The 15,796-nt window shown below is 63.3% G+C and carries 13 protein-coding genes, 1 tRNA gene and 1 pseudogene; 9 read left to right on the top strand and 6 right to left on the bottom strand.

The window, feature by feature from the left end; all coding sequences use genetic code 11:
* Positions 1-43: 43 nt before the first annotated feature.
* Complete coding sequence (locus AC1DHL_RS18640) at positions 44-1,261, top strand: branched-chain amino acid ABC transporter substrate-binding protein (protein WP_478102887.1); 1,218 nt, start codon at positions 44-46, stop codon at positions 1,259-1,261.
* 87 nt (positions 1,262-1,348) lie between these two features.
* Here AC1DHL_RS18640 and AC1DHL_RS18635 read toward each other — a convergent pair whose 3' ends face one another.
* The 4 genes from AC1DHL_RS18635 to AC1DHL_RS18620 all read right to left on the bottom strand — a co-directional run bounded on the left by AC1DHL_RS18635 (position 1,349) and on the right by AC1DHL_RS18620 (position 3,403).
* On the bottom strand, positions 1,349-1,684 hold the full coding sequence (locus AC1DHL_RS18635) for a hypothetical protein (protein ID WP_478162922.1): 336 nt from the start codon (positions 1,682-1,684) through the stop codon (positions 1,349-1,351).
* A 168-nt stretch (positions 1,685-1,852) separates the two neighbouring features.
* Positions 1,853-1,943 (bottom strand) — tRNA-Ser (locus AC1DHL_RS18630).
* A 59-nt stretch (positions 1,944-2,002) separates the two neighbouring features.
* Complete coding sequence (locus AC1DHL_RS18625) at positions 2,003-2,935, bottom strand: SPFH domain-containing protein (protein WP_478162921.1); 933 nt, start codon at positions 2,933-2,935, stop codon at positions 2,003-2,005.
* A 36-nt stretch (positions 2,936-2,971) separates the two neighbouring features.
* Positions 2,972-3,403 (bottom strand): NfeD family protein, encoded by a 432-nt coding sequence (locus AC1DHL_RS18620; RefSeq protein WP_478102899.1) that lies wholly within the window; start codon positions 3,401-3,403, stop codon positions 2,972-2,974.
* A gap of 108 nt (positions 3,404-3,511) precedes the next feature.
* Here AC1DHL_RS18620 and AC1DHL_RS18615 point away from each other — a divergent pair, with 108 nt between their 5' ends.
* Both AC1DHL_RS18615 and AC1DHL_RS18610 read left to right on the top strand, forming a co-directional pair.
* Complete coding sequence (locus AC1DHL_RS18615) at positions 3,512-5,782, top strand: Orn/Lys/Arg family decarboxylase (RefSeq protein ID WP_478102900.1); 2,271 nt, start codon at positions 3,512-3,514, stop codon at positions 5,780-5,782.
* A 106-nt stretch (positions 5,783-5,888) separates the two neighbouring features.
* Positions 5,889-6,443, top strand: a complete 555-nt coding sequence (locus tag AC1DHL_RS18610) for a fasciclin domain-containing protein (RefSeq protein ID WP_478102902.1) — start codon at positions 5,889-5,891, stop codon at positions 6,441-6,443.
* A 21-nt stretch (positions 6,444-6,464) separates the two neighbouring features.
* Here the strand turns inward: AC1DHL_RS18610 and AC1DHL_RS18605 are convergent, their stop codons facing one another.
* Positions 6,465-7,379 carry a DNA ligase gene (locus AC1DHL_RS18605; RefSeq protein WP_478162973.1) on the bottom strand — a complete coding sequence of 305 codons (915 nt, stop codon included), beginning with the start codon at positions 7,377-7,379 and terminating at the stop codon, positions 6,465-6,467.
* 63 nt (positions 7,380-7,442) lie between these two features.
* Positions 7,443-8,231 (bottom strand): enoyl-ACP reductase FabI, encoded by a 789-nt coding sequence (fabI, locus tag AC1DHL_RS18600; protein WP_478162920.1) that lies wholly within the window; start codon positions 8,229-8,231, stop codon positions 7,443-7,445.
* A 37-nt stretch (positions 8,232-8,268) separates the two neighbouring features.
* Between fabI and AC1DHL_RS18595 the strand changes: the two genes are divergently transcribed.
* The 6 genes and pseudogenes from AC1DHL_RS18595 to rimP all read left to right on the top strand — a co-directional run bounded on the left by AC1DHL_RS18595 (position 8,269) and on the right by rimP (position 15,796).
* Positions 8,269-10,068, top strand: coding sequence for an extracellular solute-binding protein (locus AC1DHL_RS18595; RefSeq protein WP_478162919.1), 1,800 nt, complete (start codon positions 8,269-8,271; stop codon positions 10,066-10,068).
* Between the two features lie 28 nt (positions 10,069-10,096).
* Complete coding sequence (locus tag AC1DHL_RS18590) at positions 10,097-11,125, top strand: microcin C ABC transporter permease YejB (RefSeq protein WP_478102906.1); 1,029 nt, start codon at positions 10,097-10,099, stop codon at positions 11,123-11,125.
* Positions 11,118-12,170 carry an ABC transporter permease gene (locus AC1DHL_RS18585; RefSeq protein ID WP_478162918.1) on the top strand — a complete coding sequence of 351 codons (1,053 nt, stop codon included), beginning with the start codon at positions 11,118-11,120 and terminating at the stop codon, positions 12,168-12,170. Before AC1DHL_RS18590 ends, AC1DHL_RS18585 begins: the two co-directional genes overlap by 8 nt.
* Positions 12,167-13,780 (top strand): ABC transporter ATP-binding protein, encoded by a 1,614-nt coding sequence (locus AC1DHL_RS18580; RefSeq protein ID WP_478102910.1) that lies wholly within the window; start codon positions 12,167-12,169, stop codon positions 13,778-13,780. Before AC1DHL_RS18585 ends, AC1DHL_RS18580 begins: the two co-directional genes overlap by 4 nt.
* Before the next feature lie 20 nt (positions 13,781-13,800).
* Positions 13,801-15,023, top strand: a pseudogene (locus AC1DHL_RS18575) (YbfB/YjiJ family MFS transporter).
* 149 nt (positions 15,024-15,172) lie between these two features.
* Positions 15,173-15,796, top strand: coding sequence for a ribosome maturation factor RimP (gene rimP, locus AC1DHL_RS18570; protein WP_478103038.1), 624 nt, complete (start codon positions 15,173-15,175; stop codon positions 15,794-15,796).

Here is a 15,796-nt window from a genome sequence, read left to right as displayed (position 1 = left end):
AAGACCGGTTTTCAACTCTACTTATTAAGTTCTGGAGGTTCCCATGCAATTGAAATGGACTGCGGTCGCTCTGGCTGCCATCGCGCTTGTGGCCTGTGGCAAGAAGGAAGAAGCCGCCGCTCCGGCCGCTACCCCCGCGCCGACCGCAGCGGCACCCGCACCGGCAGCACCTCCGGCTGACGCACTCGTCGTGAAGATCGGCCACGTTGGGCCGACCAGCGGTGCCATCGCCCACCTCGGCAAGGACAACGAACTCGGCGCACGCATGGCCATTGAGGACCTCAATGCCAAGGGCGTGAAGATCGGCGACAAGGTCGCCAAGTTCGAACTGCTCGCCGAAGACGACGCAGGCGATCCCAAGCAAGGCACGGCAGTGGCACAGAAGCTGGTCGACAGCAAAGTCAACGGTGTGGTCGGTCACCTGAATTCGGGCACGACCATCCCGGCCTCCAAGCTCTACAGCGACGCCGGCATTCCGCAGATCTCGCCGTCGGCGACCAACCCCAAGTACACGCGCCAAGGCTTCAAGACCACGTTCCGCGTGGTGGCTGACGACACGCAACTCGGTGGCACGCTGGGCAAGTACGCGGTCGAAACGCTCAAGGGTAAGAACATTGCCGTGATCGACGACCGCACCGCTTACGGCCAGGGCGTCGCCGAAGAATTCGAAAAGGCCGCAAAGGCTGCCGGCGGCACGATCGTCGGCCACGAATTCACGACCGACAAGTCGACCGACTTCAACGCCATCCTGACCAAGCTCAAGGGCACCAACCCCGACGTGCTGTTCTTCGGCGGCATGGACGCCGTGGGCGGCCCGATGCTCAAGCAGGTCAAGCAGCTTGGCATGACCGTCAAGTTCATGGGCGGCGACGGCCTGTGCACCGCAGAACTGGCCAAGCTGGCTGGCGATGCCATCGGTGAAGACATGGTCGTGTGCGCCGAAGCTGGCGGTGTCGAAGGCGACTTCAAGGCACCTCTGGAAGCCTGGAAGACCAAGTTCAAGGAAAAGAATGGCGTCGAAGTGCAGATCTATGCACCGTACGTCTATGACGCCGTGAACGTGCTGGCTGCAGCCATGGAAAAGGCCGGATCTTCCGATCCCGAGAAGTACCTGCCTGAAATCAGCAAGATCGAATACAAGGGCCTGACCGGTCCGATCTCGTTCGACGAAAAGGGCGACATCAAGAACGGTGCGCTGACGCTGTACACCTACAAGAATGGTACGCGTACGCAAATCGCCGTGGTGCGCGGAGCGAGCTGAGCGCTCACACGCCACATCTGAAAAAAGGGCCTTCGGGCCCTTTTTTCATGGCCGTACGAAGCTGTGTCTATGCAAATCCGGCCCCTCTCATTGGAGCACCCTGCAGTTGCCGAACTCGCAACGAATCGCGATCGAGCGGCCATTGCTGCAGGGCACGCTGTAGGTCTCGAAGCCGGGGCCCTTGTCACTCAGGCTTGCCAAGGGCTGGGCGGCGCAGGCCCGGTTCTTGGCGAGCTTCTCGGCGTTGTAGGTGTCCCGGCCGGTGGGCCTGGATGCAGGCACGTATGCGACCGGCATGGCTTGCGTTTGCGCTTGCGGGGGCGCGGCGCCACCCTCAGCTTGCGGGCCGTACTCGACCTCCGGCGTGCTCGGTGCTGCGCATCCTGCAAGCAGTGCGATCGCGGTAAGTGAAGAAGTGATCATCCGCATCGTCTACTCCTCGTAGCCAGGGTGCATCGTAGGGCAATGAGCGGAAACACGCGAGATCGGGAAGGCGATCATTTGCGGGTCGGCGCGTTGCGATTCGGACCCAAGTCCCCGAGGGAGGGTGCTTAGATTTTGAGCAAAAAAAATGGACCTGAAAAGGTCCACTGGCGGAGCAGGCGGGATTCGAACCCGCGGAGGGCTATTAACCCTCACACGCTTTCCAGGCGTGCGACTTAAACCGCTCATCCACCGCTCCGAAGCCCGCGATTGTAGCAGTGCGCGGGCCTGGTTCTTGGCCGTCGCGCGTGAACGGAGTCAGCCGCCGCTCGATGCCTTGCCGGCGTGCATCATGCGCATCGCGGAGGCGATAAGGGCGGCCGTTTCGTTCATGTTGCTTGGCACGATCAACGTGGTCGTGGCGTCGGCCGCGACCTTGCCGTAGGCGTCGACCGCGCGTTCCGCCACCTTGAGCTGCACGGCCTGTTCGCCGCCGGGCTGGCGAATCGCGGCAGCCACGCGCTCGATGGCACCCGCCGTTGCCTCGGCCACGGCGGTGATGGCAGCCGCCTGGCCTTGCGCGTTGTTGATCTGCGCCTGCTTTTCGCCTTCGGAACGTGCGATGAAAGCTTCGCGCTCGCCGGTAGCGATGTTGATCTGCTCCTGGCGCCGGCCTTCGGAAGCCGCGATCAATGCGCGCTTCTCGCGCTCGGCGGTGATCTGGCGCTGCATGGCGTGGAGGATCTCGTTGGGCGGCGTCAGGTCCTTGATTTCGTAGCGCAAGACTTTCACGCCCCAATTCAGCGCCGCTTCGTCGATCGCGGCGACGACCTGCGCGTTGATGATGTCGCGCTCTTCGAAAGTCTTGTCAAGTTCGAGCTTGCCGATGACGCTGCGCAGCGAAGTCTGTGCGAGTTGGGTCACGGCCAAGATGTAGTTCGACGAACCGTAGCTTGCCCGCATCGGGTCGGTCACCTGGAAATAAAGGATGCCGTCGACTTGCAGTTGCGTGTTGTCGCGCGTGATGCAGACCTGGCTCGGCACATCGAGGGGGATTTCCTTCAGGCTGTGCTTGTAGGCGACCCTGTCGATGAAGGGGATGAGGAAGTTGGGGCCCGGCGTCATGGTGCCGTGGTATTTGCCGAGGCGCTCGCGCACCCAGGCGTTCTGTTGCGGAACGAACTTGATCGTTTGCGTGATGACGATGATCGCGATGATCAGGAGGACCAGGGGGACGGCTGCGTATTCCATTGAATTCTCTCTTTGCTCTCTTTGGGGATGTCCGATTCAGACCTTCTCGACGACCAGGCGGCTGCCGATCACCTGGGTCACCTTGTGCTCGCCGGCCGAGGGCGTACTGCCGGGTCGGGCGACCACGGTCCATTGCGCGCCACGGTAGCGGACTGTGGCAGTGCCGTCCTCATTCCATGCATCGACGTGGACGTGTTCGCCGATGTCCATGTTGACGTTGGGATTGGCGCCGGTCGGCGGCTCTGGAGGGCGCTTGCGACGAATCGCGTGCCAGGCGATCACGGCCGACACGCTGACCACCGCCGCTACGATCAATTGCGTGTCGAACCCGGCGCCGGCATGTGCGGAAAGCGCCGCAGCGGCGAAGCCGACGCCCATCAGCAGCAGGTAGAGCGTGCCGGTCCCGGACAGCAGTTCGAGGACGACGGCCGCACCCGCAATCAGCCACCAAATGGTGGAACTCGCCATGACGATTCCTCTCTTTGTTTCAGGTGCAGGGGATTGTGTCAAAGCTGAACGTCAGCTTCATCCGAATTCCGTACACTTCGCGCCTATTTGCCCGTCCGGAGCCTGTTCATGAAATTTCGCTTCCCCATCGTCATCATTGACGAGGACTTCCGCTCCGAGAACACCTCGGGGCTCGGCATCCGCGCACTGGCGCACGCCTTCGAGAGCGAGGGCTTCGAGGTGCTTGGCGTCACCAGCTACGGTGATTTGAGCCAATTCGCGCAGCAGCAGAGCCGCGCGAGCGCTTTCATCCTGTCGATCGACGACGAGGAATTCACGGTCGGCCCCGATCTTGATCCGGCCGTGCTCAATCTGCGCAATTTCATTGGCGAAGTGCGGCGCAAGAACGCCGACGTGCCGATCTACATCTACGGCGAAACCAAGACCTCGCGGCACATTCCCAACGACATCCTGCGCGAACTGCACGGCTTCATCCACATGTTCGAGGACACGCCGGAGTTCGTGGCGCGCCACATCATCCGCGAGGCCAAGAGCTACCTGGAAGGCGTGCAGCCGCCATTCTTCAAGGCGCTGATCGATTACGCGGAAGACGGCTCCTATTCGTGGCACTGCCCGGGTCATTCGGGCGGCGTGGCGTTCCTGAAGAGCCCGGTCGGGCAGATGTTCCACCAGTTCTTCGGCGAGAACATGCTGCGGGCGGACGTGTGCAATGCGGTCGAAGAACTCGGCCAGTTGCTCGATCACACCGGCCCGGTCGCGGCCAGCGAGCGCAATGCGGCGCGCATCTTCAATGCCGACCACTGCTTCTTCGTCACCAACGGCACCAGCACCAGCAACAAGATGGTCTGGCACCACACCGTGGCGCCGGACGACGTGGTGGTGGTCGACCGCAACTGCCACAAGTCGATCCTCCACGCGATCATCATGACGGGCGCCATTCCGGTTTTCATGAAGCCGACGCGCAATCACTTCGGCATCATCGGCCCGATTCCGAAGAGTGAATTCGAGCCTGCGGCCATCAAGGCCAAGATTCGCGCCAATCCGCTGCTCTCGCACGTGGATGCCGACAAGGTCAAGCCGCGCGTCATGACGTTGACACAATCGACCTACGACGGCGTGATCTACAACACCGAGACGATCAAGGGCATGCTCGACGGCTACGTCGACACGCTGCACTTCGATGAGGCCTGGTTGCCGCATGCGGCTTTCCATCCGTTCTACGGCGCCTATCACGCGATGGGCAAGCGCCGCGTGCGGCCCAAGGATTCGCTGGTGTTCGCCACCCAGTCGACCCACAAGCTGCTTGCCGGTATCAGCCAGGCCAGCCACGTGCTGGTGCAGGACTCGCAGAATCGTGCGCTCGACCGCGATCTGTTCAACGAGGCTTACCTGATGCACTCGTCGACCAGCCCGCAGTACGCGATCATCGCCAGTTGCGACGTTGCGGCCGCAATGATGGAGCCGCCCGGCGGTACCGCGCTGGTGGAGGAGAGCATCCTCGAAGCGCTGGACTTCCGTCGCGCCATGCGCAAGGTCGAGGAAGAGTTCGGCAAGGACGAATGGTGGTTCAAGGTCTGGGGCCCCGAGAAGCTCGTCGACGAGGGCATCGGCCGTGCCGACGACTGGATCATCAAGGGCGAATCCCGCACTGCGAAGTGGCACGGTTTCGGCAAGCTGGCCGACGGCTTCAACATGCTCGACCCGATCAAGTCGACCATCGTGACGCCGGGATTGGACCTCAACGGGAAGTTCGCGCCGACCGGTATTCCGGCCGCCGTTGTCACCAAGTTCCTGGCTGAGCACGGCGTGATCGTGGAGAAGACCGGCCTCTACAGCTTCTTCATCATGTTCACAATCGGCATCACCAAGGGCCGGTGGAACACGCTGCTCACCGCGCTGCAGCAGTTCAAGGACGACTACGCGCGCAATCAGCCGATGTGGCGGATCATGCCGGAGTTCTGCCAGCAGCATCCAGGCTACGAGCGTCTCGGCTTGCGCGACCTGTGCCAGCACATCCACCAGCTCTACGCACGCTTCGACGTCGCGCGTCTGACCACCGAGATGTACCTGAGCGACCTGACGCCGGCGATGAAGCCGAGCGACGCCTTCGCGCACATCGCGCATCGCAAGACCGAGCGCGTGGAGATCGACCAGCTGGAAGGGCGCATCACCACGAGCCTGATCACCCCGTACCCGCCCGGCATTCCGCTGCTGATCCCGGGCGAAGTCTTCAACAAGAAGATCGTCGACTACCTGAAGTTCGCGCGGGAGTTCAACACCCAATGCCCGGGTTTCGAAACCGACATCCACGGGCTGGTTGGGCGGGTCGACGACTCGGGCAAGAAGCGCTACTACGCCGACTGCGTGCGAGCGGCGTAAGTCGGGGCCGGCTGGGCCCTGAGGATTGAATCCGATATGGAAGGCGCCGCGTATTGGTTGCAGCCGTTGCGCCTTCTGCAGCGGTATCAACCTTCAGGAGCCTTTCATGAAGAGCAGCACCCATCGCTTCGCGTCGATCACCCTTGCCGTCGCCATGGCAGCCGGCGCCTCCGCCTTTGCACAGGTCATGGTCGGCGGTGCGCCGATGTACCCGACCAAGGACATCATCGACAACGCCGTCAATTCAAAGGATCACACCACGCTGGTCGCGGCAGTGAAGGCCGCAGGCTTGGTCGACACCCTCAAGGGCCCTGGCCCATTCACGGTGTTCGCGCCGACGAACGACGCCTTCGCGGCATTGCCTGACGGCACGGTCGACATGCTGCTCAAACCGGAGAACAAGGCCAAGCTCACGACCATCCTGACCTACCACGTCGTGCCCGGCAAGCTGGACGCCGCCACGTTGATGAAGCAGATCATGGCCGGGAAGGGCATGGCGCCACTGAAGACGGCCTCGGGCGGCACGCTCGTCGCCAAGTCGAGCGGCGGCAAGGTGATGGTTACCGACGAGAACGGAAACACCGCAACGGTGACGACGGCCGACGTGATCCAGTCGAACGGCGTCATTCACGTGGTCGACAAGGTGCTGTTGCCCAAGTAGCGCACCGCTTGACGGAACGCTTCAGAAATCGGCGTCGTCGCGCACGCGGACAAAGCGCGCAAACCTCGGCAGGCCGGACGAGGTCTTGCCGTTGTAGCGATAGGTCACCCAGGTGCCGATGGCCGGCGGCTTCTCGCGCTCCGCGTCGCTGAAGCCGCCGCCCAGCTTGAAGCGCTTGCCGTCGGGCGTTTCGACCAGCATGGCACCCATTCGGCCGGCGTGCTTGCCACGTCCGCCGACGTAGGCGACGACGCGCGCCTCCGCATCGTCATGGGGCTTGACCTTGAGGAGGTCAGTGCTTCGATCCGTTCTATACAGCGATGCGCCACGATGGAGCATCAGGCCTTCGCCGCCCATCGTGATCGTCTTGTCAAGCAAAGCGTCGAGTTCCTCCGAAGTCGTGGCGCGCTGCTGCGGCACGGCCACCACCCAGGGGACGGTGGTAATGGGAAACAGTTGGCGCAGGTGCGCGAGTCGTGTCGTGAAGTCGCCGGGCTCGGCGGGGAGGTCGAACACCATGTAGCGCATCTCGCGCCACGCGGCATCCGACGGGTCCTGGCTTCGCACGGTCGAGACTGCATGAGAAAAACGGCCGCGGCCAGCCCACAGTTCGCCGTCCAGCGGTATCCGGGGCAGCGCCTCCACGAACCATCTCGGCGCGGCGATCCGCTCGCCGCTGCGGGTTCGCAGTTCATGGCCATCCCAGTATCCGCGCACGCCGTCGTATTTCTCGCTGACCCAGTAGTCGCTGAGCGACATGCCGTGGCGATAGACCTCGGCCAGCATGAGAGGCGGCGGCGTCTTGGGGGTGCTCTGCGCGCGGGCATCGCCCGGCCTCGAAAGCCCGAATGCGGCGCCAAGGGCCGCGAGCAACAGCGTGCGGCGCGGCAGCGCCACGGACGTGGCTCCGCCCTTGCCGCTCTTGCGAATAGAAATACTCAAGTCAACTCCCTGGCATTTTTGGTATGCCAGGATTATGAAACGCGGCGGCGCGCCGGTTCAGGCAGATTCCGAGATGCCCCCGACGACGTTGCTGAAGCCGCCGTCGACATAGGTGATCTCCGCGGTGACGCCGCTCGCGAGGTCGCTCAGCAAGAAGGCTGCGACGTTGCCGACTTCCTCGATCGTGACGTTGCGCCGCATCGGCGCCACCTTGGAGATCGCAGCGAGGAGCTTGCCGAAGTCCTTGATGCCGCTGGCAGCCAGCGTCTTGATCGGACCGGCGCTGATGCCGTTGACGCGCATGCCCTTGGGACCGAGCGATTCGGCGAGGTAACGCACCGAGGCTTCGAGCGAAGCCTTGGCGAGACCCATGGTGTTGTAGTTGGGCAGGGCGCGGATCGCCCCGAGGTAGGTCAGCGTCAACAGCGCCGACTTGTCGTTGAGATAGGGCAGGGCCGCCTTTGCCATGGCCGGGAAGCTGTAGGCACTGATGTCGTGCGCGATCTTGAAAGACTCGCGCGACAAGCCGTCGAGGAAGTCGCCGGCGATCGCCTCACGCGGCGCGAAGCCGATGCTGTGCACGAAGCCGTCGAACTTGGGCCAGGTCTGCGAAAGATCGGCGAAGAGTTTCTCGATCTGTGCGTCGTCGCCGACATCGCAGTCGAAGACCAGCTTCGAACCGAAGTCGGCGGCGAATTCGGTGATGCGATCCTTGAAGCGCTCGCCCACGTAGCTGAACGCCAGTTCGGCGCCTTGCGCGTGGCAGGCCTTGGCGATGCCGTAGGCGATGGAGCGGTTGCTCAGCACGCCGGTGATCAGAAGTTTTTTGCCAGAAAGAAAGCCCATGGAACGACCTCGTGAAAATCTTGGGCAGAATTCTCGCATGCGGGTTCTCTGGTTCTGCTGGTTGCTGATGTGTGCGGTTCCCGCATGGGCGGCGCATGGCTATGCCATGTGGGACGACCTCAAGTACCCGCCCGGCTTCAAGGCCTTCGACTACGTCAACGTCGACGCGCCACGGGGCGGAGAGTTGCGGCTGGTCAGCAACCTGCGTTATTCCACCTTCGACAAGTACAACCCTTTCACGATCAAGGGCGCGGCACCGGCGTATCTGGCCAGCCTGATGTTCGATTCGCTGCTGGTCGGCTCGATGGACGAGACGGCGTCCGGTTATGGTCTTCTGGCCGAGGATGTGGTCGTTTCGCCCGATCGGCTCAGCGCAACCTTCAGACTCCGGCCGGAGGCGCGCTTTCACGATGGCACGCCGGTCGAGGCGGCCGACGTCAAGTACAGCTATGACACCCTGATCGGCCCCTATGTGTCTCCGGGCTTCAAGACCATGCTCGAAGATGTCGAAAGTGCCGAAGTGATCGATGCCCGCACCATTCGCTACAAGTTCAAGAAGCCGAATCGCGAACTTCCGCTGACCGTCGGTGGATTGCCCGTCTTCAGCCGCCGATGGGGCATGGAGAATGGCAAGGCCAAGCCTTTCGACCAGGTGGTCATGGACATCCCGATCGGAAGCGGCCCCTACAAGATCGGACCTGTGCGTTTCGGCAAGGACATCACCTACGTGCGCGACCCCAACTATTGGGCGCGCGACCTTGCCGTTCGGCGCGGCACGAACAATTTCGACCGCATCACCATCAAGATCTACAAGGACAACACGGCGCGTCTGGAGGCATTCAAGGCCGGCGAGTTCGACATGATGAGCTTCTATTCGGCGGGCGACTGGGCGCGCCGCGTGACGGGGAAGCGCTTCGATACCGGCGAGCTGGTCAAGCGCGAATTTGCCCATCGGCTGCCTTCGGGATTCCAGAGTTTCGTGCTCAATAGCCGGCGTCCGCTGCTGCAGGACCGGCGAGTCCGGCAGGCGCTAGGGCTGGCGCTCGACTACGAATGGATGAACCGCCAGATGTTCTACGGCGGCTATCCGCGCGTGAGGGACCTGTTCGGCAACACCGATTGCGCGGCCGAGGGCAAACCCTCCGAGCAGGAACTCAAGCTGCTGGAGCCCTGGCGCGGAAAGGTCCCCGACGAGGTGTTCGGGCCGATGTATGAACCGCCAACGACCGAAGGACGCGGGGAATCGCTGCGCAACAACTTGCGCCGTGCGCAGGATCTGCTCAAGCAGGCCGGGTGGGAATATCGCGACGGCGCCTTGCGCAACGCACAGGGCGAGCCGATGGAACTCGAATACCTGGACAGCAAGGAGGGCGGAGCGCGAACCGTGTCGCCGTGGGTGCGCAATCTCGAGAAGCTCGGCGTCACGCTGAAGTTCGCTTCGGTCGACTTCGCGCTCTACCAGCAGCGCCTGGACAAGTTCGAGTTCGACATCACGACCATCAACTTCCCGGGCACGAACAATCCCGGCCAGCAACTTGCGGACATCTTCGGCAGCAAGGCAGCGACGACGGAGAGTTCGGGCAACTACATGGGCGTGAGCAGTCCGGCGGTCGACGCGTTGGTCACCGAAATCGTGCGCGCGGAGACCAAGGCCGAACTTCTTCCGGCCTGCCGGGCGCTCGATCGCGTGATCATGCACAGCCATTACCTGATCCCGCAGTGGACGTTGACTGCGCATCGCCTCGCCTATAACGCCTGGCGTCTGGCCTACAAGGCACCGATGCCACCGTATGCAGCGGCCGAAGACTGGGTCATGTCGACCTGGTGGGCCAAATAGGAAATAGGAAACAGGAGCCCGAGACGCCATGCTGTCCTATGTCCTCAAGCGGCTGCTGCTGTTCATCCCGACGCTGCTCGGCGTGCTGTTGGTGACCTTCTTCGTGATCCAGTTCGTGCCGGGGGGGCCGGTGGAGCAGTACCTCGCCGAAGCGAAGGCGGGCGGGCGCGGGGGCGTCGAATCGGGCGGCTCCAACTACCGTGGCAATCAAGGGGTCGATCCCAAGCGGCTGGCGGAGATCAAGGCGCTCTACGGCTTCGACAAGCCGGCGCACGAGCGGCTGTTCCAAATGCTGGGCCAGTTCGCCCGTTTCGACCTGGGCCGCAGCTTCTTCCAGAACAAGGATGTGTGGTCGCTGATCCTTGAAAAACTCCCCGTCTCGATCAGCCTCGGGCTCTGGACCTTCTTCATCAGCTACGGCGTCGCGGTGCCGCTGGGTGTCGCCAAGGCGGTGCGCGCAGGCACGCGCTTCGATCTCGTCACTACCTTGCTGATCCTCGTGGGCTATGCGATTCCGGGATTCGTGCTCGGGGTGGCGCTGCTGGTGGTCTTCGGCGGACAGCTGCAATGGTTTCCGCTGCGCGGCCTGACTTCTGCCAACTGGGACGACCTCGGTTGGGGTGCGCGCATCGTCGACTATCTCTGGCACATCACTTTGCCGGTGACCGCCATGGTGCTGGGCAGCTTCGCCGTGACGTCGATGCTGACCAAGAACGCCTTCCTGGAGGAGATCCGCAAGCAATACGTCCTGACCGCACGGGCCAAGGGCCTGGGCGAGCGGCAGGTGTTGTGGAAGCACGTGTTTCGCAATGCGCTGATTCCGATCGTCACCGGCCTCCCGGCGGCTTTCATCGGCGCCTTCTTCACCGGCTCGCTGCTCATCGAGACACTGTTTTCGCTCGACGGGCTCGGCCTGCTGGGCTACGAAAGCGTGATCCGGCGCGACTACCCGGTCGTGCTCGGCACGCTCTATCTCTTCACGCTGATCGGCTTGCTGACCAAGCTCATTTCCGATCTCTGCTACGTATGGGTCGATCCGAGGGTGAAGTTTGACTAGCGCCCGCACCGCCCAGCCCGTGTCGCTGAGTCCGGGACGCCGCGCGTGGCTGCGTTTCAAGCGTGATCGCCTGGGCTATTGGAGCCTGGTGCTGTTCGTCGTCATGGTTGTCCTGAGCCTCTTCGCCGAAGTGCTCTCGACCGACCGGCCGCTCGTCATGCGCTATGAGGGAAAGATGTATTTCCCGGTCCTTCGCGACTATTCCGAAAAGACCTTCGGCGGCGATTTCGAGACCCCGACCGACTACCTCGACCCCTTCATCCGCGAACGCATCACGCGAGGCGGCAACTGGGCGATCTACGCGCCCAACCCGTACGGCCCGAAGACGCTCAACTACTTCGCCAAGTCGCCGAGTCCAGCGGCACCGACGCGCGACAACTGGCTGGGCACCGACGACCGCGGCCGCGACCTGCTGGCGCAGTTGATCTACGGGTTCCGGGTGAGCGTGCTGTTCGGCCTCGCACTCACAGCCATCGGAACCGTGCTCGGCGTGGCGGCGGGCGCCGTGCAGGGCTACTTTGCAGGCAAGACCGACCTCGCGTTCCAGCGCTTCATCGAGATCTGGGGTTCGATGCCCGAGCTTTACTTGCTCATCATCTTCAGCGCCGTCTTCGCGCCGAGTGTCGCGCTGCTGTTGATTCTGCTGAGCCTGTTCGGCTGGATGGGCCTTTCCGACTACGTGCGCGCCGAGTTCCTTCGCAATCGGCAGATGGACTACGTGCGCGCCGCACGCGCGCTCGGCGTGGGCAACCTGCACATCATGTGGCGGCACATCCTGCCCAACAGCATGACGCCGGTTGTGACCTTTCTGCCGTTTCGCATGAGTGCGGCGATCCTGGCTTTGACTTCGCTCGATTTCCTGGGCCTCGGCGTGCCGCCTGGCACTCCATCACTCGGCGAACTGTTGAGCCAGGGCAAGGCCAATATCGACGCCTGGTGGATCTCGTTGTCCACCTTCGGGGTGCTCGTGGTCACGCTGATGCTGCTGACCTTCATGGGCGACGCGCTGCGCGACGCGCTCGATCCGCGAAAGGCCGACAGATGACGCCCTTGCTGAAGGTCGAGGGGCTCAGGGTCTCCTTCGGCGACAAGGAAGTGGTGCATGGCATCGACTTCAGCATCGCGCAGGGCGAAAAGCTGGCACTGGTCGGCGAATCGGGTTCGGGCAAGACCGTCACCGCCCTGAGCCTGCTGCGACTGGTGCAAAACGCAGACATCTCGGGAGTCGCCGACTTTGCCGGAGAGGAATCCGCGGGTTCCCGGCGTGACCTGCTGTCTCTGCCCGAGCCTCGGCTGCGTGGCATCCGCGGCAAGGAGATCGCGATGATCTTCCAGGAGCCGATGACCGCACTCAATGCGCTCTACACGGTGGGCGACCAGATTGCCGAGGTGCTCGAACTGCATCAGGCGTTGTCCGCCAAGGCGGCGCACGAAGCCTCGGTGCAGTTGCTGGCAGATACCGGCATTCCCGAGCCGGCCCGGCGGGCGAGGGCATTTCCGCATCAGTTGTCCGGCGGGCAGCGCCAGCGCGCCATGATCGCGATGGCGCTGGCTTGCAGGCCGCGACTGCTGCTGGCCGACGAGCCAACCACGGCGCTCGATGTCACGGTCCGGGCGCAGATCCTCGAACTGCTGGCGGAACTGCAGCGGAAGTACGGCATGGCAGTGCTGCTCATCACCCACGATCTCAATCTGGTGCACCGATTCGCGGACCGCGTGGCGGTCATGGAAGACGGCCACATCGTCGAGCATGGTGCCGTGTCGACCGTGTTCGGCGCGCCTCGCCACCCTTACACACGCAAGCTGATCGACAGCCGGCCGACGCGGGATGTGGATCCTGTCCCGGCAGGAAGCAGCACGCCGGTATTGACTGCCAAGGGGCTGCGCGTGAGCTATCCAGTCTCAAGGCCGGGTGTGACTGGCTGGTTTCGCAAGGGCGAGTTCATCGCGGTGCAAGGCGCCGACTTCAGCATCGCGCCCGGCGAAACCCTGGGTGTCGTCGGCGAGTCCGGCTCGGGCAAATCCACACTGGCGCTGGCGGCGCTCGGGCTGCTGAAGCACCAAGGCGAACTGGACGTCGCCGGTCGGCGCTGGGATAAGGGCGGAGCCAGCAATCGCGCGCTGCGTCGGGTCATGCAAGTGGTCTTTCAGGACCCGTTCTCGTCACTGTCACCGCGCATGACGGTCGAGCAGATCGTCGCCGAGGGCCTGACCGTCCACGCGCCTGAGCTCGTTCCGGCGGAACGTCGAACACGGGCGCTTCAGGCGCTGGCAGACGTGGGATTGACCGAGGCGCAATTCCCGGCGCTCCTGGACCGCTATCCGCACGAATTCTCCGGCGGGCAGCGGCAGCGTCTCGCGGTTGCGCGGGCGCTGATCGTCGATCCGAGCCTGCTGGTGCTCGACGAACCCACGAGTGCGCTCGATGTGACCATCCAGAAACAGGTGCTGGGTCTGTTGCAGCGTCTGCAGCGTGAACGCGGCCTGAGCTATCTGCTGATCACGCACGACGTGGAGGTGATCCGCGCGATGGCGCATCAGGTCATCGTGATGAAAGATGGTGCGATCCTCGAGTCCGGCCCGGTTGAGCGTGTGCTCGACGCACCCGAACACCCCTACACGCAGAAGTTGGTTGCTGCAGCACTGGCTGATTAGAAACGATTCGAGAACGCCAAATGTCGCTGATCAGCAAGGACAGGCGAGAAGCCTGGCGCGCAGCGCTCGCCGGCATGGTCGCTCTGGCCGTGGTGATGGGTTTGGGGCGCTTCGCATTCACGCCCATGCTTCCCATCATGCTGCGCGAAGGCAAGCTGGACCTGCAGGCCGGCGGCGTGCTCGCATCGCTCAACTACCTCGGCTATTTCGTGGGTGCGCTCAGTTGTGCCCTGATTCGGGCAAAGCCCGCCAGCATGATTCGCGGCAGTCTCGTCGCCACGGCGGCGCTGCTGTTCGGCATGGGGGTGCTCCATGGGTTCCCCGCATGGGGCGTCGTGCGCCTGGCAGCTGGCGTCATGAGTGCCTGGGCCTTCGTCTTTGCTTCCGGATGGGGGCTGCGGCGGCTGGCTGAAACAAGAGCGCCGGCCTTGGCCGGTGTCATCTACGGTGGGCCGGCATCGGCATCGCGATCTCCGGTCTTCTGGCTGGGGCGACGGGACGCTGGGGGTCCGAGGCTGGTTGGATCGGCTTCGGCCTGCTGTCGGCGGTGCTGATCGCCCTGATCTGGCGCATCTTCGCGGACGGTGAAGCGACCCACGTCGATGCGCATGCACGGCCGACGGGTGCACCTACGTCCGCTGAGCCGCCTACCGACCGCAGCGACGCCCGCTGGTTGGTGGCGCTCTACGGGCTGGCAGGCTTCGGATACATCATTACCGCGACGTTTCTCCCAGTGATCGCGCATCAGGCGCTGCCGGGCTCTTCCTGGCCAGATTTTTTCTGGCCGCTTTTTGGCTTGGCGGTTGTTCCCGGTGCGCTCATTGGGGCACGTGCACCGACTCATTGGGATAACCGCTTGCTGCTTGCGGTCGGCTATACGCTGCAGGCATTGGGCGCAGTACTGTCGGTGACATGGCCGACGATCGAAGGGCTCGCCCTGAGCAGCCTGCTGCTCGGAATGCCCTTCACGGCCATTACTCTTTTCGCCATGCGGGAAGCGCGTCGCCTGCGCGGAAATTCCTCTGCTGGTCTGATTGGTTATGCGACAGGCTCGTATGGCGCCGGCCAGATTCTTGGCCCTTTGTTCGCGGCGCCGCTGGCGCAACGCACTGGGTCATTTGCGGTACCCCTGTTGGGCGCGGCGGCCGCTCTGGGTATTGGCGCGGCGCTTTTTACGCACGTTTGGTGGCATTCGCAAGGGGCCAAACAACGGTCTGGAGCTCAGAAAACGCTGAATTCGTAACGCGTTTGGCATATAATTCGAGGCTCACGACCAAACGGGCGGGTACCAACCGCCCGTTTTTTATTGGTCGAAGCATTTTCTTGATGTCGCAAAAGCGGGCGGCGGCATCGGGCACAGACATCTGGTACATCAAGGGCGCAAACAGACACGTGGCATTGCAGCAGACAGTGGAACAAACCGTGGCCGGACTCGGCTACGACCTGGTCGAGATCGAGCGGTCGGCCGGGGGATTGCTGCGCGTTACGATTGATTTGCCCTGGGGTGGCCCCAAATCTGTAGATGCGGCCGCCGGGGCGCCCGAACCCTTCGTGACCGTCGAGGATTGCGAAAAGGTCACGCGGCAGTTGCAATTCGCGCTCGAGGTGGATGGCGCTGACTACAAGCGGCTCGAGGTGTCGTCTCCAGGTATTGACCGACCGTTGCGCAATGAGCAGGATTTTGAGCGTTTTGCCGGCGAGGTGATCGACATCACGCTCAAGGCGCCGATGGGTGCCGCGGCGGGTGGCCACGTGGCGGCCAATCGCAAGAAATTTCGCGGCACGCTGGAGCGCGTCGCAGGGACTGATGGCTCGCATGGGTGGCAGATCGTCTGGACCCAGGAGCCCGAAGGCAGACCGGCGCCGAAGCCCGGCCAGAAGATCAGCAAGAAGCGCGCGCCTGCGCCGATGCAGGCGCTGGGTTTTGCCTTGGACGAGTTGCGCGAGGCGCGGCTCGCCCCGATAGTGGATTTCAAGGGGCGCAGGCCCAAACCTGGCACGGTGGTGTCGGACTGA

The organism is Variovorax sp. 10L426, from assembly GCF_056395305.1.
Note: the sequence above shows the minus strand (reverse complement) of the source record. Positions and strands in the feature narration are given on the sequence as shown.